General features: G+C 59.5%; 18 protein-coding genes. 7 read left to right on the top strand and 11 right to left on the bottom strand.

The window, feature by feature from the left end:
* Window positions 1–292 precede the first annotated feature (292 nt).
* From ppk1 to OIL88_05265, 5 genes are all read left to right on the top strand, one after another.
* Window positions 293–2680 (top strand): polyphosphate kinase 1, encoded by a 2388-nt coding sequence (ppk1, locus tag OIL88_05285; GenBank protein ID HJI71780.1) that lies wholly within the window; start codon window positions 293–295, stop codon window positions 2678–2680.
* A 98-nt stretch (window positions 2681–2778) separates the two neighbouring features.
* The gene (gene rlmD, locus OIL88_05280; protein ID HJI71779.1) at window positions 2779–4107 is read left to right on the top strand and encodes a 23S rRNA (uracil(1939)-C(5))-methyltransferase RlmD; all 1329 of its coding nucleotides are present in this window, start codon (window positions 2779–2781) and stop codon (window positions 4105–4107) included.
* Window positions 4108–4213: 106 nt separating this feature from the next.
* The gene (locus OIL88_05275; protein ID HJI71778.1) at window positions 4214–4756 is read left to right on the top strand and encodes a DJ-1/PfpI family protein; all 543 of its coding nucleotides are present in this window, start codon (window positions 4214–4216) and stop codon (window positions 4754–4756) included.
* Entirely contained in the window at window positions 4753–5334 is a 582-nt protein-coding gene (locus OIL88_05270; GenBank protein HJI71777.1) for a Maf family protein, read from the top strand. The genes OIL88_05275 and OIL88_05270 overlap by 4 nt, the downstream gene beginning before the upstream one ends.
* Window positions 5335–5435: 101 nt before the next feature.
* A complete protein-coding gene (locus OIL88_05265) occupies window positions 5436–6437 on the top strand; it encodes a P1 family peptidase (protein ID HJI71776.1) in 1002 nt (333 codons plus the stop codon).
* 365 nt (window positions 6438–6802) lie between these two features.
* Here the strand turns inward: OIL88_05265 and OIL88_05260 are convergent, their stop codons facing one another.
* Together OIL88_05260 and glf are read right to left on the bottom strand one after the other, a co-directional pair.
* Entirely contained in the window at window positions 6803–7834 is a 1032-nt protein-coding gene (locus OIL88_05260; protein HJI71775.1) for a glycosyltransferase, read from the bottom strand.
* Window positions 7827–9029, bottom strand: coding sequence for a UDP-galactopyranose mutase (gene glf, locus OIL88_05255; GenBank protein ID HJI71774.1), 1203 nt, complete (start codon window positions 9027–9029; stop codon window positions 7827–7829). Before glf ends, OIL88_05260 begins: the two co-directional genes overlap by 8 nt.
* Window positions 9030–9261: 232 nt before the next feature.
* On the opposite strand from glf, the gene pta reads away from it, so the two are divergent.
* Window positions 9262–10242, top strand: a complete 981-nt coding sequence (pta, locus tag OIL88_05250; protein HJI71773.1) for a phosphate acetyltransferase — start codon at window positions 9262–9264, stop codon at window positions 10240–10242.
* Between the two features lie 538 nt (window positions 10243–10780).
* Here pta and OIL88_05245 read toward each other — a convergent pair.
* From OIL88_05245 to rnd, 9 genes are all read right to left on the bottom strand, one after another.
* A complete protein-coding gene (locus OIL88_05245) occupies window positions 10781–11959 on the bottom strand; it encodes an acetate kinase (protein ID HJI71772.1) in 1179 nt (392 codons plus the stop codon).
* A gap of 164 nt (window positions 11960–12123) precedes the next feature.
* The gene (locus OIL88_05240; protein ID HJI71771.1) at window positions 12124–13302 is read right to left on the bottom strand and encodes an acetate kinase; all 1179 of its coding nucleotides are present in this window, start codon (window positions 13300–13302) and stop codon (window positions 12124–12126) included.
* A 123-nt stretch (window positions 13303–13425) separates the two neighbouring features.
* Complete coding sequence (locus OIL88_05235) at window positions 13426–14586, bottom strand: MFS transporter (GenBank protein HJI71770.1); 1161 nt, start codon at window positions 14584–14586, stop codon at window positions 13426–13428.
* 119 nt (window positions 14587–14705) lie between these two features.
* Window positions 14706–15596 carry a LysR family transcriptional regulator gene (locus tag OIL88_05230; GenBank protein HJI71769.1) on the bottom strand — a complete coding sequence of 297 codons (891 nt, stop codon included), beginning with the start codon at window positions 15594–15596 and terminating at the stop codon, window positions 14706–14708.
* A 41-nt stretch (window positions 15597–15637) separates the two neighbouring features.
* Complete coding sequence (locus tag OIL88_05225; protein HJI71768.1) at window positions 15638–15973, bottom strand: histidine triad nucleotide-binding protein; 336 nt, start codon at window positions 15971–15973, stop codon at window positions 15638–15640.
* Between the two features lie 49 nt (window positions 15974–16022).
* The gene (gene xseB / locus OIL88_05220) at window positions 16023–16289 is read right to left on the bottom strand and encodes an exodeoxyribonuclease VII small subunit (GenBank protein ID HJI71767.1); all 267 of its coding nucleotides are present in this window, start codon (window positions 16287–16289) and stop codon (window positions 16023–16025) included.
* 42 nt (window positions 16290–16331) lie between these two features.
* On the bottom strand, window positions 16332–17702 hold the full coding sequence (xseA, locus tag OIL88_05215; GenBank protein ID HJI71766.1) for an exodeoxyribonuclease VII large subunit: 1371 nt from the start codon (window positions 17700–17702) through the stop codon (window positions 16332–16334).
* A 196-nt stretch (window positions 17703–17898) separates the two neighbouring features.
* On the bottom strand, window positions 17899–18603 hold the full coding sequence (locus OIL88_05210; GenBank protein HJI71765.1) for a zinc metallopeptidase: 705 nt from the start codon (window positions 18601–18603) through the stop codon (window positions 17899–17901).
* A 125-nt stretch (window positions 18604–18728) separates the two neighbouring features.
* Window positions 18729–19862 carry a ribonuclease D gene (gene rnd / locus OIL88_05205; GenBank protein HJI71764.1) on the bottom strand — a complete coding sequence of 378 codons (1134 nt, stop codon included), beginning with the start codon at window positions 19860–19862 and terminating at the stop codon, window positions 18729–18731.
* A gap of 98 nt (window positions 19863–19960) precedes the next feature.
* Between rnd and OIL88_05200 the strand changes: the two genes are divergently transcribed.
* Window positions 19961–20878, top strand: a complete 918-nt coding sequence (locus OIL88_05200; GenBank protein ID HJI71763.1) for a diacylglycerol kinase family protein — start codon at window positions 19961–19963, stop codon at window positions 20876–20878.
* Window positions 20879–21004 lie beyond the last annotated feature (126 nt).

The following is a 21004-nucleotide window of genomic DNA, read 5'->3' as shown; positions in this document are numbered from 1 at the left end:
AATTGCATAGCTAAATCGGTTTTATGTATATAAATGATGTTTGTTTACGTTTCCGCCTGCATTCAATGATATTCAGCTATCCATCATTCTTATTCACACTTACGTACCAGTTGAGTGAGGATATAGACCGCTTGCAGACGAGCAGGGCGTCAGTCCTATAACTTGTCAGCGTAAGAAGTAGGTAAAGATACCGTTCACGCGATACGTCAGTGCCAGCGGTCGACTAAATTGAGACAATAGTGAATTAGAGTTAGGCTACCGTCCTCTACGGGGACTGAACGGACAGATGCATATGCCGAGCAAAATCGAAAAGAAGCAAGCCGCCGCAAAGCTGCGCAAACCGCCGCGCGACTTCTCGTACACGCAGAACCGAGAGCTCAGCTGGCTACGCTTTGACAACCGCGTGCTCGACGAGGCCTTCGATGAGTCCGTGCCGCTGTTCGAGCGCCTCAAGTTCGTCTCGATCTTCGAGTCCAACCTCGACGAGTTCCTTATGGTGCGCGTGGGCGGCCTATCCGACCTGGCCGAGCTCAAAAAACAACCCGTAGACAACAAGAGCAATATGACCGCCTCCGAGCAGGTCGAAGCCGTCGTAGCGGAGCTGCCCGAGCTCCTCGACCGCTGGGAGTCCATCTTCAAGAGCATCGAGGGCAAGCTCGACGCCCTGGGCGTCCACCGCGCGCGTGTCGAATCGCTCACGCCCGAGGAGCGCACCTTTGTCACCCGCTACTTCCAGGCCTACGTTTCGCCGGTCATCTCGCCGCTGGTGATCGACCCGCGCCACCCCTTCCCCAACCTGCGCAACGGCGCTCTCTACCTGGCCTGCGGCCTAGACGGCGTCACCGACGAGGAGAGTCTGCTGGGCCTTATCGAGATTCCCGCCTCGATGAACCGCGTGGTCGAGATCCCCTCGCCCACCGGCACCTACTCCTACATCCTGCTCGAGGACGTCATCCTCGCCTGCCTAGACAGCTGCTTTGGCTCCTATAAGCCGCTCGACCGCGCGCTCATCCGCGTCACCCGCAACGCCGACATCGATCCGGACGGCGAAGGCGTCGAGGAGGAAGAGGACTACCGCCAGCACATGAAGCGCATCCTCAAGAAGCGCCTGCGCCTGCAGCCGGTAGTGCTCGCCGTCTCGGGTTCGCTCGAGAAGCAAACGCTCAAGACCATCCGCAAGGCACTCGAGCTTTCGCGCCGCTCAGTCTTTACCTGCGATATCCCGCTCAACCTGGGCTATGTCTTTGGCATTGAGGGCAAGATTCCCGAGCATCTGCGCAACGAGCTGCTCTTTACGCCGTTTAAACCACAGCCCAACCCCACCATCGACATGAACCGCTCCATCCGCGAGCAGGTACTGCAGCACGACAAGCTGCTCTTTTATCCCTATGAGGCCATGAACCCGTTCTTGGATCTGGTTCACGAGGCGGCCTACGACCCCGAGTGTATCTCGCTGCGCATCACGCTCTACCGCGTGGCCAAGCAGAGCCGCCTGTGCGAGTCGCTCATCGACGCCGCCGAGAACGGCAAAGAGGTCACGGTGCTCATGGAGCTCCGCGCCCGCTTCGACGAGCAGAACAACATCGAGTGGGCCGAGCGTCTGGAAGAGGCCGGCTGCACCGTCATCTACGGCTCTGAGGGCTTTAAGTGCCACTCCAAGATCTGCCAGCTCACCTATCGCGAGGGCATGGCGCTTACGCGCCTGACGCTTTTGGGCACCGGCAACTTTAACGAAAAGACGGCCAAGCTCTACAGCGACTTTATGCTCATGACCGCCCATCCCGGCATCGGTGAGGACGCCAACCTGTTCTTCCGCAACCTGTCGCTGGGCAATCTGCGCGGCGATTACCGCTTCCTGGGCGTGGCGCCCGTAGGCCTCAAGCCGCTCATCATGCGCGGCCTGGATCGCGAGATTCAGCGCGCCCTTGCCGGCGAGCCCGCCCGTGTGTTCTTTAAGCTCAACTCGCTCACCGACCGCGAGGTTATCGACAAGATCGCCGAGGCATCGTGTGCAGGAGTCCGCGTGGACATGATCATCCGCGGCATCTCGTGCCTTAAGCCGGGCGTTCCGGGCAAGACCGAGAACGTACACGTCCGCTCTATCGTCGGGCGCTTTTTGGAGCACGCCCGCGTTTACGCCTTTGGCGTGGACTCGGACATGATCTACCTGAGCTCGGCCGACATGATGACGCGCAACACCGAGCACCGCGTGGAGATCGCCTTCCCCGTGCTCGACCCCACCTGCCGCGCCCTGGTGCACGAGTACATGGGCATGCAGTTGCGCGACAACGTGAAGGCCCGCAGCCTGACGAGCGACGGCACCTGGGTTCCCGTGGAGCGCAAGGAAGGCGAGAAGCCCTTCAACTCGCAGGAAGCCCTGTTGGAGCGCGCGTATCGTAATGCCGAGGCCGCCGAGGCAAAGCCCGCCCCTGCTCCTGAGCCGCAGCCGACCACACCCGAGGTTCAGAAGGTCCAGGCGACCGTCATTGAGCCCGAGCCTGCACCTGCACCTCGGCCCGAGCCGCAGGTCACCAAGCCCGCACCCGAGACGAGTGCCCGTCGCGATAAGCCCGCCGGCAAGACCAAGGCCATCGAGCGCCATCGCCCCGGCCGCGTGCGCATGGGCCTGGGCCTGATCGGCCTGGGTCTTAAGACGCTCATTACCGGCAAGACGAAATAGTCGTTTGTAGAAGCAGTTTGTAGAAGCGCCCCGCATTTGAGGAAAGCCTCAGATGCGGGGCGCTTTTCCCTGCTACCATGGTGCGAATAACAACGCGAATGACAGGCAGGGATATGAAGCTCACTATAGAATCGATGACCTACGGCGCCGACGGGCTGGCACATGCCGACAACGGCAAGGCCGTCTTTGTGCAGGGCGCCGTGGCAGGCGACACCGTCGAGGCCGAGGTCGTACAGGACGGCAAGTCGTTCATGCGTGCCCGCACCACCGAGATTCTGGAGCCAAGCCCCGATCGCATTCAGCCTCCCTGCCCCTTCGTGGGCATCTGCGGCGGCTGCTCGTGGGGCAATCTCTCACGCACGGCACAGCTCGCCGCCAAGGAGCAAAACCTGCGCTCCACGCTCGAGCGCATCGGCAAGTTCGCTCCTGAGCAGGTCGATGAGCTGATACAGCCCATCCGCCACACCAAGGACGACTGGGGCTACCGCAATAAAATCGAGCTCGAACCGACCGTCGTCAACGGTCGCGTGCGCCTTGGCATGCACGGTGTCGACCCCAGCAAAATCGTGACCGTCGATACGTGCCCGCTGTTCGATAAGCGCTTCCCGAAGGCGCTCAAATCGGTCGTCGGCGCACTCAACTATCTAAGCGGCAGCCATGACTTGGGGCTCGAACGCGTGGGCATTCGCGCATCGCGCCGCACCAAGGCACTCGAGGTCGCACTCTGGACGCCCACGGGCTCTTTTCCGCGCTCGCAGGTCTCCCGCGTGCTGGCGGACGCCGCTCATCCCACGAGCATCGTGCGCGTGATGAGCAAGGGTGAAAAGAAGGCCCGCCGTGTCTCCAAGGTCGAAATGCTCGCCGGAGAGGGCTCATGGACCGAGAATATCGCTGACGGCCAGATGCGCTTGTCTGCCCCGTCTTTTTTCCAGGTCAACACCAAGGGTGCCGAGATTTTGATCGAGCTTGTCATGGAAGCGCTCGACCCGCAGGAAGACGAGCTTGCCGTGGACCTGTACTGTGGTGCCGGCACCTTTACCCTGCCGCTCGCCCGCCGCTGCGACTTTGTCGCCGCCGTCGAGGCCTACGGCCCCGCCGTGCGCGACCTGCGCCGTAACCTGGAAATCAACAAGCTTGATAACGTCGACGTCATTGGCGGAGACGCGGTGCGCGAGTTCCCCGACCAGGATGCCGACGTCTTGGTGGTCGACCCGCCGCGCGCAGGCCTCGCCCCCGAGGCGATCGACCTTATCGCCAGCACGAGTGCTCGCGATGTCGCCTACGTGAGCTGCGACCCGGCCACCCTGGCGCGCGATCTCAAACGCTTTGTCGAAGAAAGCACCTTCTCCCCCGTAAAGATCACGCCAGTCGACCTGTTCCCACAAACCTTCCACTGCGAGACCGTCGTCCACCTCAGGCGCAACTAGCCACTTAATCATTGCTCAGAAAAATCATTGGGAAATCGAGCGTGGCAAGCGGAGGTCTTCGGGGTATAAGACGGCTAATTGTATGCCGCCTATGAAAGGAACCCTCATGCCCAGCGTTGCCGTTCTCGCCGCCGATGGCTTTGAAACTATTGAATGCTTGACCATGGTCGATGTCATGCGTCGCGGCGGTGTGCGTGCCACGCTCGTCTCGATCATGCCCACGCGCGAGGTCGTAAGCTCGTTGCAGATTCCCGTAACTTGCGACGCACTCTTTGACGAGATTAACTTTGACGAGTACGACTGCGTCGTGCTGCCCGGCGGTCTGCCCGGCGCCACCAACCTGCGCGCCGACCAGCGCGTCTGCGACGTAGTCTGCGAGTTCGCCGCGACCAAGCATGTTGCCGCCATCTGCGCCGCCCCGTTTATCCTGGGCGAGCTTGACCTACTCGAGGGACGCCACGCCACGTGCTTCCCCGGCTTTGAGAAGAGCTTCCCCGAGGGCGCCTATACCGGCGACAAGGTCACGCACGACGGCAACATCATCACCGCCAGCGGTATGGCCCAGTCGCTCCCCTTTGCGCTTGAGTTGCTGCGTACGCTCGCCGGCGACAAGGCTGTCGAGAAGGTTGCCGAGGGCATTCAGCTATGATTTTGGCTTCGCAATCACCGCGCCGCATCGAGTTGATGCGCGAAGCGGGCTACGACATCCGCGTCATTCCCGCTGACATCGACGAGACTCCTTTTGATGACGAAACCCCGCTTACGCTTGTCGAGCGCTTAGCTCGCGCTAAGGCTGCCGCCGTTGCCACCGAGCACGCCGAGCCCAATGAGTTGACCATCGCGGCCGACACCATCGTCACCTTCGATGGCAAGCTTTTGGGCAAGCCGGCAAACGAGGACGAAGCCCGCACCATGCTCCACGAGCTCTCGGGGCGCACGCACCAGGTCGCAACCGGCGCCTGCATCGTTAGAGCCGGAGACGTAACAGCCCCGCACGCCGCCGAGAGCCTGTCGTTTGTCGATGTGACCGACGTGACGTTCTATGAGCTCACCGACGAGCAGATTGAGCGCTACGTCGCCTCGGGCGAGCCCATGGACAAGGCAGGCGCCTACGGCATCCAGGGCACAGGCGGGCGCATGCTCGTGCATGATATTTCGGGCGACTTCTACAACGTGGTGGGCCTGCCCATCGCACGCGTCGCACGCGCGATTCAAAAACTATCGTAATTGCATCTGGCGCTGGGTATCCCCCAGCGCCTACAATTTCGGCGTACCGTACGGATCCCGACCGGGCATAAGGCCCAGCGGAAAACCGATAGGAGTAAAACATGGATACACTGCTTGAGGCCATTGACGTTTGCGATGTCGATGGCTTTTGCTTTGGCAACTATACGGACGAGGAGGCCGGCACCGGTTGCACCGTAATCGTGGCACCCGAGGGCGCCACCGGCGGTGTTGACGTTCGCGGCGGTGCACCGGCATCGCGCGAGACCGACCTGCTGCGTCCCGAGAACACCGTGGACAAGGTCCACGCCGTCTGCCTTTCGGGTGGATCGGCCTTTGGTCTGGAGGCCGCAAGCGGCGTCGCCCGCGAGCTCGAGAGCCGCGGCATCGGCCTTCCCGTCGGCCCCACTCAGGTGCCCATCGTGTGCTCTAGCTGCATCTTCGACCTCGCGTTTGGCGACCCCACCGTACGCCCCGACATTGAGGCTGGCATCTCCGCCGTGCGCGAGGCGCTCGACAACACCCCCACCATGCTCGAGCAGGGCAATGTAGGTGCCGGCACCGGTGCCACCGTGGGCAAGCTCATGGGCCCCGCCACCTGCATGAAGGCCGGCCTAGGCGCTGCCGCCGTGGCACTCGGTCCTGTTAAGGTAGGCGCCGTGGTTTCGGTCAACGCCTGTGGCAATGTCGTCGACCCTTTCACCGGTGAATGGGTCGCTGGCATGCGCGCTGCAGCAGATAGCGACCAGATCGTCGACATGGAGCTCGCAGCCTTTGCCGCCGCCGGCTCCATGCAAATGCCGCTCGACCGCACCAACACCACCATCAGCTGCATCGTCACCAACGTTGAGCTCACCAAGGCTCAGGCCACCAAGGTGTCCCAAATGGCCGCAGATGCCTACGCGCACGCCATTCGCCCCACGCACACCACCAACGACGGCGACACCATCTACACCCTCGCCAGCGGCAAACTAGACGCTCAGACAAGCGCCGCCGTTCCCTTGGACCTGTTGGGCATGCTCGCCGTAAGGGCCCTACAGACCGCCATCGTAAACGGAGCCAAAACCGCCAAAACCTCCCACGGCATCCCCGGCGCCGCGAAGTAGCCTCACTCGACCGTCGGTCGGAGGCGGGCGGGCGTTACGTTTGCTGCTCTACAGTCCTATGCAAGACGAAGGCCACATTAAGTGGCCTTCTTTGCATGCGGAACTCGCGACAAACGTAACGCCCGCCCGCCTCCGACCGACTTCCGACCTATTTCTTTTCAGCCCAGGCACCTTTGTACCGCGCGTCGAAGATCTTCAAATTCGACTATCTGACATAAAGCGAGACATAGCAGAGGACCCCTGGCCCTTAACTTGATACGAGTTCCGCACGCAAAGGAGGCGCCAGTGGCGCCTCCGTCTTGCGCAGGACTGTTCGAAGTAGCAAGTTAAGGGCCAGGGGTCCCCGTTACCCGAGCGTTTCTGCACTAGTTGAATTTGAAGATCTTTGAGGCAAGATGGTATAGGCCGAGTGTGGTTTTGTCTCCGGCCCGTCCACGCAGGTTGGTAAAGAATCCGACCACGCCGTAGCGAGCGCGACGATACATGCGCTCGTCGTACTCCTTCAGGTCCTTCCACAGCGTCTTCAGACGCTCATCGGCACAATCTTCCTCGGAAAGCTTGGTGAGTACCGAGCAAATCGCCATCATCATGGTGAAGTAGCCCATCATGTACGAACGCAGACGCGAGGACTCAACGTCCTGGTACAGGTGGAACGATTCCATCATGATGCGCGTTACGCGGAACTGCTGACCCAGGCGCTTGACCATCGTGGCCTCATTGACGCTCTGGCCCTCGCGACCGATAAAGTAGCGATAGAGGTCGATGTCGGCGTAGTACATGGTCTTGCAGCGCGGCAGCGGCACGTATGCGTAGATATTATCCACGTAGAACGTGTGTGCCGGCATAGGCAGATTGGACTCGCGCAGCACATCGGTGCGATAGCACAGACTGTGCATGAGCAGGTTCTGATCGGGACGGAAGTGTCCGATCTGGTCCCAAGAGAAAATCTTTTTGCGCGGCAGGGCAAACTTGTAGCCAATAGCGGTATGCGTGCCCTCGTAAACCTTCTCGTACACGTAGTTCGAGATAAACAGGTCGACGCGCTGGTCGCGCTCCTCAAAGCCACGCAGAATCGACAGCATGGTCGAAAGCGCCGCACCGTCGAGCCAGTCGTCCGAGTCGACAACCTTGTAGTAGGTGCCCTGCGCCTCACGCAGACCCGAAAGGACGGCAATACCGTGGCCGCCGTTCTCCTGGTGAACCGCGCGGATGATTCCAGGATAACGGGCCTCCCACTCGTCGGCCTTGGCGGCCGTCTCGTCCTTGGAGCCGTCGTTCACCACAATAATCTCGATATCGGTGGCGTAATTGCTCCCCTCCAAGATGGAAGTGATGCAATGGTCCATGTCCTTGGCGGCGTTATACGAGGGAATACCGAATGTTATGACTTTATGCATGGCAGGCGATAATCTCATCCGAAAGATCGAGGGCAGAATTGGTCACGGCGTCCATATCGTAGTAACGATACTCGGCCAGACGACCCACCGGGTGGAAGTTCGTCAGGTTCTGGACACGCTCAAGATAGCGCTCGTAGAGCTCACGGTTCTCGGGCTCCAGGATAGCGTAGTACGGCGTCTCGCCCGAGCCGGGCGTATAGGCCTTGGAGTACTCCTTCATGATGGTGGTCTTGCCGGGCAGGACCTGACCAGTCATGTTCTTGAACTCGGTAATGCGCGTATAGTCCTCGCTCGTGGTGTAGTTGACGGTGCCCACGGGCTGGAACTGATCCATATCGAGCGTCTCGAACTTCATGTCGAGCGTGCGGTACGGCAGCGCGCCCAGATCGAGGTTGAACAGTTCGTCGAGTGGACCGGTGTAGACGATCTCGCCGCCATAGACCTTGCCGTCGATCTTGACGGTAGTCTCGTCGATCTCGAAGAGGTCGCGGGCGTCCACGTCGCAGAATACGTCGATCAGATCGTGATCGAGCATATGCTCGAACAGCGCGGTATAGCCGTCCTGCGGCATGCCCTGGAAAGGAGCCTGCGGGAAGTAGCGATCGTCATCGCCCACAAAGACGGGGACGCGGCCGGTGATCGAAGGGTCGATCTGATCGGGCGTCTGGCCCCACTGCTTCATGGTGTAATGCAAAAAGACGTTCTCATAGACGTAATCGGCGACCTCGGCAAGATCCGGGTCGTTCTTCTTGCGCAGCTCCATGATGGGCACCTTGACGTCCTTGCCAAAGGTCTCCACGAGCTTTTGGTACAGTTCCTCGCCGCGCTCATCGCCAAAGGCGAGCTTGAGGCTCGCATGGTTAAAGGGCACGGGCATAAGGGTACCGTTGATGTTGGCGAGCACCTTGTGCTGGTAGTCCGTCCACTTGGTAAAGCGCGACAGGAAATTGTGGACGCGCTCGTTAAAGGTATGGTAGATGTGCGGACCATACTCGTGGACCAGGATTCCCGCCTCGTCAGTGCAGTCGAAGGCATTGCCCGCAATGTGGCTACGGCGCTCCAAAACGGCAACACGATAGCCGATGGTTTCGGCAAGACGGCGGGCGCAAACGGCACCGGCATAACCGGCGCCGACAACGATCATGTCGTACGCACCGGCATTAAAGCCTTCAGGCAGGCCTGAGGTAATCTGCATCGATACTCCTTGTCAAAAGCCACACGCTTTTTAACTGGGCTTTTTCTCGAACATACGTCGAGACATATTTATCAGAGCGATTATAGCGCTAATGCGTCCTATAATGAGCTTGCCACACAAGGAAAGCTCAAGCACCGCGGCGTACATTATTGAAAGGTAAACCCGCTAGCAGCGGGTTTATTCGTGAACAGCCGGGCGCCTGGAGCTTAGTTAAACGCTTGTAAGGAGTAACATGAGCGATTTCCTTAACCGTATGAAGTCTGCCGCCAAGGCCGACCTTAAGACGATCGTCCTGCCCGAGGGCGAGGATCCGCGTACCATCGTCGCGGCAAACAAAATCATCGAGGAGGGCCTGGCAAAGCTCGTCATCCTGGGCAACCCCGACGAGATCGATGTTCCCGGCGCCACCGTCATCGACCCGCGCAACGCCGAGAAGCACGAGGAGTACGCGCAGAAGTTTGCCGAGCTCCGCGCCAAGAAGGGCGTTACCATCGAGCAGGCTCGCGCCCAGGTGATGGACGCCACCTACTTTGGCACCATGATGGTCAAGATGGGCGACGCCGACGGCCTGGTCTCCGGCGCCTGCCACTCCACCGCCGACACCCTGCGCCCCGCGCTTCAGATCCTCAAGACCGCCCCGGGCACCAAGCTGGTCTCGGCCTTCTTCGTGATGTGCACCGACACCCCGCAGTTCGGCACCGACGGCACGCTGATCTTCGCCGACTGTGGCCTCAACATCAACCCGTCCTCCGACGAGCTCTCCGAGATCGCCATCGCCTCCGCTCACTCCTGGTCCACCTTCATGGGCAACGTTGAGCCGCACGTGGCCATGCTCTCCTACTCCACCATGGGCTCCGCTGGCGGCGAGGTCGCCAAGAAGGTCCAAGAGGCCGTGAAGTTCTGCAAGGAGAAGGCTCCCGAGCTCGCCATCGACGGCGACCTGCAGCTCGACGCCGCTATCGTCCCCACCGTCGCCCAGCTCAAGGCTCCCGGCTCCTCTGTCGCCGGCAAGGCCAACGTGCTCGTATTCCCCGACCTCGAGGCCGGCAACATCGGCTACAAGCTGGTCCAGCGCTTCGCCGGCGCCGACGCCTACGGCCCCATCCTGCAGGGCATCGCCAAGCCGGTCAACGACCTTTCGCGCGGCTGCTCTGCCGACGACATCGTGGGTGTCGTGGCCATCACCGCCGTCCAGGCTCAGATGGCTGAGTAGCGGACGTATCCCTTCGGGCCCCTACAGGGTAAAGCTCTGAAAACGTCCTCGGACATGTCGGGAGCCCCCGCTGCGCACTACGTGCGGCGGGGGCTTCCTCCGTCCTGCGGGATGTTTTCAGAGCTTTACCCTGTAGGGGCCCTGCCGCTACGTGATGCTCAGGGAATCTGGGGTGGACGGCGGCTTGGCTACGAGCTGGGGCTGTAAATCTGAATGGTTGGGTGCCGTTGTTGAGAGCGTGGGCGTTGCGGATATGGTCACTTTGGATTTGAAATGGCTTGTGTGGTCTGCGACTGTTCAACCGGAAAGTTTGTCCCGGTTTGGAGGCGGATTCTGGGATGCGGTTTTCGTTTGGGGCCTGTTTGGGAAACTGCGGGACGGAATTTTGCCTGATTGTGGGATGCGGTTTCCGTTAGAACTTCATTGGGAAAGTGTGTCCCACTCTGAGCTCGGAATGGGATGGGATTTCCGCCTGATAGTAAAAAGGCCTCCGGAGCTGTTGCTCTGGAGGCCTTTCGTTTACTTGCAAATGCGCGCGTTAGTTGTTCTTGGTCAGGCGCTCGACGTCGCGGGCGATCATGTATTCCTCGTCGGTAGGGATGACCATGACCGTGACGGCGGAACCGGCGGCACTGATGACCTGCGGGCCGTTGCCCACGGCCTCGCGGTTCTTATTGTTGTCGATGCGTACGCCCAGCCACTCAAAGCAGTCGCAGAAGGCCTTGCGAATCGACCAGTCGTTCTCGCCGATGCCGGCGGTAAAGGTGATGGTATCCACGCCCGCCATGGAGGCGATCATGGAGCCGGCCTGCTGCATAGCCTTGTAGGCAAACATATCGAAGGCGAGCAGGCAGCGCTCATCTCCCTCGGAGGCGCGCGTGCGGATGTCGCGGGCGTCGTTGGAGATGCCCGAAATGGCAAGCAGGCCGGACTGCTTGTTCATCATGTCGTCGACTTCCTGGTAGCTGTAGCCGCCCTCGCGCTGCAGGTAGCACACGGTGGCCGGGTCAATGGAACCACAACGGGTGCCCATCATCAGGCCGTCAAGCGGCGTGAGGCCCATCGTGGTATCGCGGCACACGCCGTCCTCAATGGCGGCAAGCGAAGCACCGTTGCCCAGATGGCACGAAAGCAGACGGTGGCAGCGCGAGCCCAGGATCTCCTTGGCCATCATCCACTCGTAGCGGTGGCTCGTACCGTGTGCGCCGTACTTGCGCACGTGGTACTTGTCGCACACGTCCTTGGGCAGCGCGTAGGCGTAGGCGACCTCGGGCATGGTCATGTGGAACGAGGTGTCGAAGACGGCCACGTTGGGCAGCTCCGGATACTTCTCGCGGCAATATTCGATTGCCGCGGCCTCGCCGTAATTGTGCAGCGGAGCGAGCGGGGCCACCTCAAGGATCTTAGCCATGACCTCATCGTCGACGACCGCGGAATCATCGAAGTGCCAGCCGCCCTGAACGATACGATGGCCAATGCCATCAATCGTAAAGTCGGTCTTCTCGAGCTCCTCGAGCACGCGAGCGATAGCAGAGCGACGATCGGGGAAAGGGACCTCCTCGGTCTGCTTGGCGCCACCGTTCTCGGAGTGGCCAAAGATGCCCATGTCCGAACCGATACGTTCGCAGTTGCCCTTGGCGAAAACCTCGCGGGTATCGGTATCCAAAAGCTGATATTTAAGGCTTGAGCTGCCGGCGTTGACAACAAGTACGTTCATGAGACTCCTTTGCAGTGCAATACGGTCGACGCAGACCCCTTAAGGCGGCCGCATGTTAATAAGAAGTTATCACAACTTAATAAATAACTATCAGGCATATCGCCCAACGAGCGCAAAAGAGGGGCTGAACGGCACTTGGTCGTCCAGCCCCTCCCCTCTTGCAATTACTTGCCGTTGACGATGCGCTCGACGTCGGAAGCGATCATGAACTCCTCGTCCGTGGGGATGACAAAGATCTTGACCTTGGAATCCTTGGCAGACAGGCACCAAGCGCCGTCGCCACGCAGGGCGTTACGGGCATGGTCCATCTTGACGCCCATAAAGGCCAGACGGTCGGCAACGCCGGCGCGAACGGCCGGAGCATGCTCACCGATGCCGGCGGTGAAGACTAGCGTGTCCATGCCGCACATGGAAGTGGCCATCTCGGCAGCCTTGGCGGCAATCTTGTAGACGAACATGTCGAAGGCGAGCTGAGCCTCGGGGTCGCCAGCGGCGGCGAGCTCCTCGACGTTGCGGCAGTCGTTGGTCTTGCCGCCGGTCACAGCCAAAAGACCGGACTTCTTGTTCATCATCTCGTCGACCTCGTCGAAGGTGTAGCCACCCTCGCGCTGCAGGTAGCACACGGTAGCCGGGTCAATGGAGCCGCAGCGGGTGCCCATCATGACGCCGTCGAGCGGGGTGAGGCCCATGGTGGTGTCCATGCACTTGCCGTCCTCGATGGCGCACAAGGAAGCGCCGGAACCGATGTGGCACACGACAACCTTGCGGGCCTCGCCGTTGGTCATCTCGGCGACCTTCTTGGAGATGTAGCGGTAGCTGGTACCGTGGGCGCCGTACTTACGAATGTGAAGCTTGTCGCAAACGTCCTTGGGCAGGGCGTAGGTCTTGGCGACCTCGGGCATGTTGAAGTGGAAGGCGGTGTCGTAGACCGTGACGTTAGGCAGGTCGGGATACTGCTCCAGGCAGAACTCGATAACGTTGGCCTCGGGGTTGTTGTGGAGCGGTGCCAGCGGGGCGACCTCGCGGATCTTGGCGAGGACGTCCTCGTCGACGAGGGAGGAGTCGCCAAAGTACCAACCACCCTGAACGATACGATGGCCGATGCCCTCGATCTTGACGCCGTTGGCCTCGAGGTCCTTCAGGACGACCTCGATGGCGACCTTGTGGTCGGGGAACTCGATGTTCTCGGTCACCTTCTTGGAACCGTTGGCAGCGTGGGTGAAGGTACCGCCGGTAAAGCAGACGCGCTCGCAGGAGCCCTTTGCGGACACCTTGTGGGACTTGGTATCGATGACCTGATACTTAAGGGTCGAAGATCCTGCGTTGACGACCAGAACGTTCATGTGTCTCCCTACTAACAGGCGGTGTGGCGCCGCCAGGTTACATACGCTTCAATAATAAACCCAAACGCCCTCGCGCTCAGGTTTATTGTTGCGTTGATATATAAGTTATCGGTGCCTAAATACTCATGGCCTTTGACTTGTAAGACGAAATAGCGCGGGGATATACACCAGGGAAGAAATCCCGAGCGCAACAAGCAATACGACTCGAATGCCCGCAACGCTACTCAACACAGCGTTGAGCAGATAGAAAAGAACAGCACCTACCGCTACCATCTGGCTTTGAACCGAAATCAGTGAACAGCGCATCAATGAGTCGGCAGCATTTTGGAAAACTGAGTATTTGATTGGGGCAAACAACGAGTACGCAACCGTCTGCAGCACATAGAACACGGGCAGCAAATTAGCCGGAGTAAGGGGGATCAAAAACAAAGCTGTCAATACTAAGCGAATGATGCCGCAAATACGCGCAAAACGGCCCTTGTCGACATGAGCAATCACACTGGGCACAATAAGCCCCATGGAGGCCGAGGCAAGGAGCTGGACCGCAATGGTCACACCCGAAGCGACGGAATTCATTCCGCGGCCCGCAAGCAGCAGTGAGAAAAAGTCTTCCAGGGCGACAAAAGCAAATGCCTGAGAACAGTCCATGATGAACGCTGAACGAAGAATGCCATTACACGCAATAGCGGCACCGATCATCTTCGGGCTAATTCCACGCTCAGGTGCCCCCGCAGTGCCCCCTCTTCGCATCTCAGGAATGCAGACAACGACAACCAACGTCAACACCATTGCGATGATATCTGCCGAAAGACCAATGAGATATGCACCGACAGACGAAATGAAACCACCCACGCAAGCGGAGATGGCATAAGAGGCATAGAAAACAAATCGCTCAACGACATTAAGTCTTACGAGCTGGTCCTGAGAGACGCTGTCAATGTAAATCGCTTCTATGGATCCGCTCAGACATGCAACGGCAAAACCTTTGAGAGCGAACGCACCGATTAAAAGCAGAGGGAAACGGACGAGAAGCAGGGCAGCGTAGTATCCAAGCATCCCCACGACGCCAACGAGACCGCTTGTCTTTCGTCCAAACCTATCAGCAATATAGCCAGTGGGAACTTCGAGGATGAACTTGCTCACTTGATATGCAATCATCATGCTAGAAATCGCCACTATCGAGAATCCGACGAATTCAAGGTAAACCGTCAGAAAATACAAAATGGTGCTGAAGTTCGACAGAAAAACGAACGTCATATAAAGCAAAACCGTACGGTTTTTCATGCTCCGCCCTCCAAGAGTCAACAATCTGAATCGGAATCTTGGAAAAGCATGAGGGCAAAGCCGTCAGTCATGTGTTACAAGGCGTCAACATTCACTTGACAACACGAGGCCAAATGGCCTCACGAAGCAAGATGACGCAATAGGTGAAGAAATACCGTCTGGTGTCGATCGGTCCAGGCATTTTGTCGATAGCAAAAGTAGATGGGCAAGGCTACGTCATGCGAGCCTTCAATAGAGCACTCGCTCACTTCCAATCCATCTGATGCGAGAGAAGAGCCAGAAAAACTCAATATCAATCCCCCGGCTTGAAGAAACTCAGCCTGCGCCCTGCTTCCGTATTCGACATCGCGAAAGCGGAAATTAACCAGCTGAGCTTCGGGACATTGATTGATTGCATTGAGACAGGGTGACAAATTAATGGGAACAGCGAGCCTGCCGCCCAGTAACTCACGAATGGTCATAGCGTCAACAGATTGATGACCAGCTGGGCATGAAAGAACCCTGAGCTCCTTTTCACCCATATATTTTGAAGAAAGGACGCTGTCCCGTGGTTCCTCAAACGAGATAGCCGCGTCCGAAATTCTAAGTATAAGTGATTCAAAGCATGTTGCCGTTGGCTGATGCCACACATCAAGATGAATCTGAGGGCGCGAGCTTTCAAACGAGTCGTACCAGTTTTCGGAAAAAAGGAGCCCCCGCCCGTGAAGACAGGGGGCGTAAAGACGGAAATGGCCGTCGGGCGAAACGCCGCCGTTCCCCGATTGAGCGTACTTTTTGAGATCGTCGACTTGCGCCAGGATCACGCGTGCACGACGCGCAAATTCTCTGCCCGCCGGAGACAAAACAGCCTCCCCCGCCGATCGGTCGAGCAAAACAATCTGATACTCAGATTCCAACTTTTTTATTGCCGACGAAACGGCCTGCGGACTCACGTGAACGGCGCGAGCTGCTTTGCGCACGCCGCCATAGTTCGCTACAGCTTGAAGGTATTCGAGTTGAGAAAGCTGCATAGATTACTCCAAAGGCAGCCAAGTCGACGGCCTACGCGCCCTCAGATGAGGTTCTCGCCCAGGTTCTTGCCACCGAGAACGTGCATGTGGAAGTGCATGACGGTCTGGCCGGCGTTGACGCCCTTGTTGGAGATGACGCGGAAACCGTCCTCCAAGCCCTTGGCCTTAGCGACCTCCTGGATGGCGTGAGCCATGGCGCCCATGGTCTCGGCAGGTACGTTGTCGGCGATGTCACTGTAATGCTTCTTGGGGATCACGAGCGTATGGACCGGCGCCTGGGGATTGAGGTCGTCGAAGGCGATGACCTGGTCATCCTCATAGACAACGGTCGAGGGGATCTCGTGGTTGGCAATTTTGCAGAAGATGCAATCGCACATAGTTGGTTCCTTTCTCACAGACCAAGGTAATTATATTTGGTCGGGATGGCTAGAACGAGAGATTGTCGTCGGTGTTGGCGGCTTCGCCGTCGGCGAGCACGTCGTTGCCGTCGACGTCCTTAAGAAGCACCGAGACCTTCTGCTCGGCATCGGACAGGCGGGTGCGCAGGCTCTTGAGGAGCTCGACGCCGCGGGTATAGCTCTCGAGCGATTCCTCGAGCTCCATATCGCCCGACTCCAAGCTGCGAATGATGAGCTCCAACTCCTGCGAGGCCTGCTTGTACGTAAGCTGCTCGACCGGGGTTTTCTCTGCCATATCTGCTTCCTTTCCTAAAGGTTTATCGCTATGAAACGCGGTCTACTCGACCGTATCGACCGTTGCCGCAACGTTACCGTCTGCCATGCGCACGCGGATGGCGTCGCCGGGCTTAAAGGTCTTGGCGCTCGTGGCCACCCCATCATCGCTGTACGCGATGGAATAGCCGCGGGCAAGCACCTTGAGCGGCGACAGGGCATCAAGCGACGCGGCAGCTCGGCCCAGGTCGGACGCGGGCTTGCTGAGCATCGAACGTCCCTGATGCTCCAGACGGGAACTCGCAAGCGTGAGCGCATGGCGCTTGCCATCGAGCCCCGAGGTGCTTGTAACCAGACGCTCGGGCAAGCGCTCAAAGTTGGAGCGGAATGTCCCGACCGAGCGTACTATGGCGCCCGACAGGCGATCAGCAGTCAGCGCAAGCTCCGATTCGCGACGCTCAACCATAAATGTGGGGTCGTTGAGGCACGGGCGGCACGCAGCCGCATCGAGTGCATCGCCCAAGCGAGCCGAATAGGTATCCCAGGCACGGCGACCGCGCTGATCGAGCATCTCCAGGTCGACCTGGGCCGACCCAATCATCGATGCCATCGCGGCACCCAGGCGCTGATGGCGCGCCTCGAGTACATCGGCCAACTCCGTCATAGCCGGCGCCACCGATTCGGCCGCCGCCGTAGGCGTGGAGGCGCGACGGTCGCTCACCATGTCGCAAATCGAAGTATCGGGCTCATGGCCAATGCCGGTCACCACGGGCACGGGACAAGCCGCCACCGCGCGGGCAAGCTCCTCGTCATTAAAGGTCATGAGGTCCTCAAAGGAGCCGCCGCCGCGCACCAGCAAAATACAGTCGGGCGCCGGCGTAATGGCAGCAGCGCGGCGCAAGCCTTCAATAAGCTCTGCCGGCGCACCCTCGCCCTGGACCTTTGCGCCCACGCAGACGAGCTCGACGAGCGGGTTGCGTCGGCGCAGCGTACGCTTGACGTCGTCGATTACCGCACCGGAAAGCGAGGTGACGACCGCCACGCGGGAGCAGAACACCGGGATGTGGCGCTTGCGCGCTTCGTCCATTAGGCCCTCGCGGCGTAGCTTTTCGGCCAGTTGCGCCACTTGTTGACGCAGCAGACCCTCCCCCGCCAGCGAAAACGAGCGAGCGACAAAGCTCATACGACCCGTGGGCTTATAGAGGTTGAAGCTGCCCTTAAAGCTCACCTGCATGCCGTCACGCAGATCGAAGGTACGCTTGAGATAGGCGCCCTTCCAGATGATGCAGTCGACGGCGGCCGAGTCGTCTTTAATCTGGAAGTAGCAGTGGCCGCTTCGGGCGTTGGGACCACGGAAACCCGTGACCTCGCCCAAAACGCTCAGCTGCGGAATGGCATCGAGCGCACCGGCAGCGATTTCTACCGCCTGGCTCACGCTGAGCTCCTTGCGCTCCTGCTCATCCGAACCGTCAAACTCGGCGGAAACGGCATTGCCGGTTAGATTCCAGCCTGCCACGCAGCCTCCTTTCGTCATCGTGCACAAGGGCTTCGGCCCTGCGCAAATTCAAGTCCAACACATAGTACAGCGCCGCGGGGACACGAATCCCCGCGGCGCCCAGCGACCCAATTTGTTATCGGTTGGAGTTTCTGTTGTAGCGAGCCATAAGATAGAGCAGCTGAATAATCGAGGTGAGCGCAGCAGCAACATAGGTAAGCGCGGCGGCCGTCAGCACCTTCTTGGCGCCGTTGACCTGCTTGGAACTCATACCCGACTGCTCGATGTACGCCACGGCGCGTCGGCTGGCGTCAATCTCGACAGGCAGCGTAACGAGTTGAAACAGTACACTAAACGAGAAGAAGATCAACGCGAGGGATGTGAGCCCGGCAATGTTCATAAACAGGCCCAAGAGCAACACGATGGTCCAAGTGTTCTGGGTAAAGTTGACAACCGGAACCAGGGCGGTACGCACTTTCATCATGGCGTAGCCGCTTTGACGCTGGGCGGCGTGGCCCGCCTCGTGACAGGCGACGGCAACGCTTGCGACCGACCCGCCCGAACGGTTGGCATCCGACAGATACAGGTTGTTGTCCTGCGGGTTGTAATGATCGGTGAGCTCGCCAGCGACACCCTTGATACCCACGGCGCTACAACCGTTGGCATCGAGCATGCGGCGAGCGACCGTGGCACCCGTATCGCCGTCCGAGCGAACCTTGGACCAGGTTTTGTACGTCGAGTTGATATAGTTCTGTGCGACAAGGCCAAGCACCGTGCAGACAAGAACAACCAGCAGGTACAGCGGGTCAATGCCAAAGCCGTATCCATAGTAATAGGGCATGCGAATTCCTCCGAATCGAGTTACACGTTGGAGGCATTCTACCCACTCGCCCAGCCAACGAGACGCCATCGATGTTTTGGCATTGCTGCTCTAGAACGTTTGCAGCGTTTGGTAAAACCGCGTAACTATAAAAGCTCGATTTTGCCGTCCTTCACCGTCAACCCCATATTGCCGGAAAGCAGATCGTCCAGGCGCGAGCCCACAAGCTCAAAACGCCAGCCTTCGCGCAGGGAGCTCTGCTCGGGATGCTCAATGTAGTCGGCCAAGTCATCGCGCGAGGCAATGACCGAGGTCGCCACGCCCGAGCGCTCGGCAACCAGGCGAATGAGCGCATACATCAGATCCGTCACGCTCTCCAGCTCCGGCGAGATCTGGCGGTGTCCGCGCACCATGAGCGGCAGGCGATCGTGCGGGCAACTCGCGCCGCGCTTGATGGCCATGAGCGCGCCGTCCACGTCGCGCTCCCCCAGCTGATCGGTGCCGCGGATACTGCGGAACTCCTCGACACGCACGGGATTGCGCTTGACGAGCGCCAGCAGCGTATCGTCGGACATGACCCACTTGCGCGGGATGTTGCGGCGCTCGGCGCGGTCCTCGCGCCAGGCGGCGAGCTCGCGCGCGATGCCCAGCTGATGGCGGCTGCAGGAGTTGATGCGCTTGACCTTACGGAATGCCTCGTGACGGTCGGCGCGATAATGCGACTCGTCGGCCAGCGGGCGTAGCTCGTCGAGCACCCAGTCCACGCGGCCCAGCTCGCGCAGGCGGCTCATCATCTCGGTATAGGCCACGATTAAGTACTTGACGTCATCGATCGCGTACTCAATTTGTTTGTCGGTCAGCGGGCGGCGCGACCAATCGGTCAGCGACTCAGTCTTGGGCAGCGAGACGCCGCAAAACGTCTGCACGAGCGCGCCGTAGGAAATCTGCTGGCGCTCACCCAAAAAGGCGGCGGCCACCTGCGTATCAAAAATAGGACGCGGCAGCACGCCCACAGTATGGAGCATGACCTCCATATCCTGCGAGCAGGCGTGGAACACCTTGGTTACGCTCTCATCGGCCATAAGCTCGGCGAGCGGCGACAGGTCGTCGATCACCAGGGGGTCGACCGCGACGCTCTCGGCAGGGGTGGCAATCTGAACCAGGCACAGACGCGGATGGAACGTGCGCTCGCGCAAAAACTCGGTATCGACGGCAATCGCGTCGAACTCGCGGGCGCGCTGGCAAAAGTCGAGTAGAGCCTGATGTGTGGAAATGTACATATCAACCCATCGAATAAGGTTAGGCCCGAAAAACACGGGTAGGATATCGGCATTGCCTTACAACTATACTCGGTTAGTCACAGAACGGGAACGTAAGTATGCGCTGCCTTATCATCCACAACCCGGCATCGGGCCCCAGCTCAGATGAAATCTTCGCATTCACGCACGCCCTCGCGCAGGGCGGCGACGAGGTCGTGATGCGCTTTATCGGCGATGGCATGGAGCCCGAGGACGCCGTGGCGGACGTGCGCGAGTTCGATCGCGTGGTGGTCTCGGGCGGCGACGGCACCGTCTCCAACGTGCTCGACCAGATGCGCGGATGCGGCGTCCCCACACTCGTCTTCCCCTCTGGCACGGCATGCCTGTTCTTCAACAACATAGGCAATGCCCCCGAGGCGGCGGCACTCGCCAAGGCCTGCCGCGCCGGCCGCACGGTCAAGGTCGACATGGGTGAGCTCTTTTGGCTCGACGAGGACGGCAACGAGAAGCGCCACGGCTTTATCATCATCGCCGGCTCGGGCTTCGACGCCGAGATCATGATGAAGGCCGCCCCCACCAAAAACGACATCGGCGAGATCGCCTACTTCCTGTCGGCGCTTGCCACGCCCAATCCCACAGTGGCGCGCTTTACGATTGAGCATGACGGCATTGTCGAGGAGCTCGACGGCATCTGCTGCATGGCAGGCAACACCTCGGTCATCCAAAACGACATCAACCTGTTCCCAGACTGCCGCATGAACGACGGCATGGTCGACATCGCGGTCATCGAGCCCGTAAAAACCGTGCAGTTGCTGCCCACCGTGATCACCGCCGCACTCGACCCCGCCGGCAAGGTGCTCGGTCGCCCGCAGTTCAAGATCATCCAGACCAAGGAAGCTAAGATTACCTGTACACCGTCGCTGGGCATGCAGTTCGATGGCGAGATTATCTCCAGCAACTCCGGCGTCTTTGGCGCCCGCGCGCTTCCGCAATGCCTCGACCTCATCGTCGACGAATTCTCACCGCTCGGTAAATAGGAGGACCCCATGAACGACAATCCCCTGCTCGGCTTTATCGTCATCGTTTTGGCCATGCTCGTCGGCTATGCGATCAACGTGATTCACCGCCGGAAGAAGTAATTCCACATTGGTATGATATTCATC

The organism is Coriobacteriaceae bacterium (assembly GCA_025992855.1).
GTDB lineage: Bacteria > Actinomycetota > Coriobacteriia > Coriobacteriales > Coriobacteriaceae > Collinsella.
This window is presented reverse-complemented; position numbering and strand designations above follow the sequence as displayed.

Excerpts from the sequence above, each read along its gene's own strand:
- ppk1 (HJI71780.1), top strand. The coding sequence starts at position 293 with ATGCCGAGCAAAATCGAAAAGAAGCAAGCCGCCGCAAAGCTGCGCAAA.
- rlmD (HJI71779.1), top strand. The coding sequence starts at position 2,779 with ATGACAGGCAGGGATATGAAGCTCACTATAGAATCGATGACCTACGGC.
- OIL88_05275 (HJI71778.1), top strand. The coding sequence starts at position 4,214 with ATGCCCAGCGTTGCCGTTCTCGCCGCCGATGGCTTTGAAACTATTGAA.
- OIL88_05270 (HJI71777.1), top strand. The coding sequence starts at position 4,753 with ATGATTTTGGCTTCGCAATCACCGCGCCGCATCGAGTTGATGCGCGAA.
- OIL88_05265 (HJI71776.1), top strand. The coding sequence starts at position 5,436 with ATGGATACACTGCTTGAGGCCATTGACGTTTGCGATGTCGATGGCTTT.
- OIL88_05260 (HJI71775.1), bottom strand. The coding sequence starts at position 7,834 with ATGCATAAAGTCATAACATTCGGTATTCCCTCGTATAACGCCGCCAAG.
- glf (HJI71774.1), bottom strand. The coding sequence starts at position 9,029 with ATGCAGATTACCTCAGGCCTGCCTGAAGGCTTTAATGCCGGTGCGTAC.
- pta (HJI71773.1), top strand. The coding sequence starts at position 9,262 with ATGAGCGATTTCCTTAACCGTATGAAGTCTGCCGCCAAGGCCGACCTT.
- OIL88_05245 (HJI71772.1), bottom strand. The coding sequence starts at position 11,959 with ATGAACGTACTTGTTGTCAACGCCGGCAGCTCAAGCCTTAAATATCAG.
- OIL88_05240 (HJI71771.1), bottom strand. The coding sequence starts at position 13,302 with ATGAACGTTCTGGTCGTCAACGCAGGATCTTCGACCCTTAAGTATCAG.
- OIL88_05235 (HJI71770.1), bottom strand. The coding sequence starts at position 14,586 with ATGAAAAACCGTACGGTTTTGCTTTATATGACGTTCGTTTTTCTGTCG.
- OIL88_05230 (HJI71769.1), bottom strand. The coding sequence starts at position 15,596 with ATGCAGCTTTCTCAACTCGAATACCTTCAAGCTGTAGCGAACTATGGC.
- OIL88_05225 (HJI71768.1), bottom strand. The coding sequence starts at position 15,973 with ATGTGCGATTGCATCTTCTGCAAAATTGCCAACCACGAGATCCCCTCG.
- xseB (HJI71767.1), bottom strand. The coding sequence starts at position 16,289 with ATGGCAGAGAAAACCCCGGTCGAGCAGCTTACGTACAAGCAGGCCTCG.
- OIL88_05210 (HJI71765.1), bottom strand. The coding sequence starts at position 18,603 with ATGCCCTATTACTATGGATACGGCTTTGGCATTGACCCGCTGTACCTG.
- rnd (HJI71764.1), bottom strand. The coding sequence starts at position 19,862 with ATGTACATTTCCACACATCAGGCTCTACTCGACTTTTGCCAGCGCGCC.
- OIL88_05200 (HJI71763.1), top strand. The coding sequence starts at position 19,961 with ATGCGCTGCCTTATCATCCACAACCCGGCATCGGGCCCCAGCTCAGAT.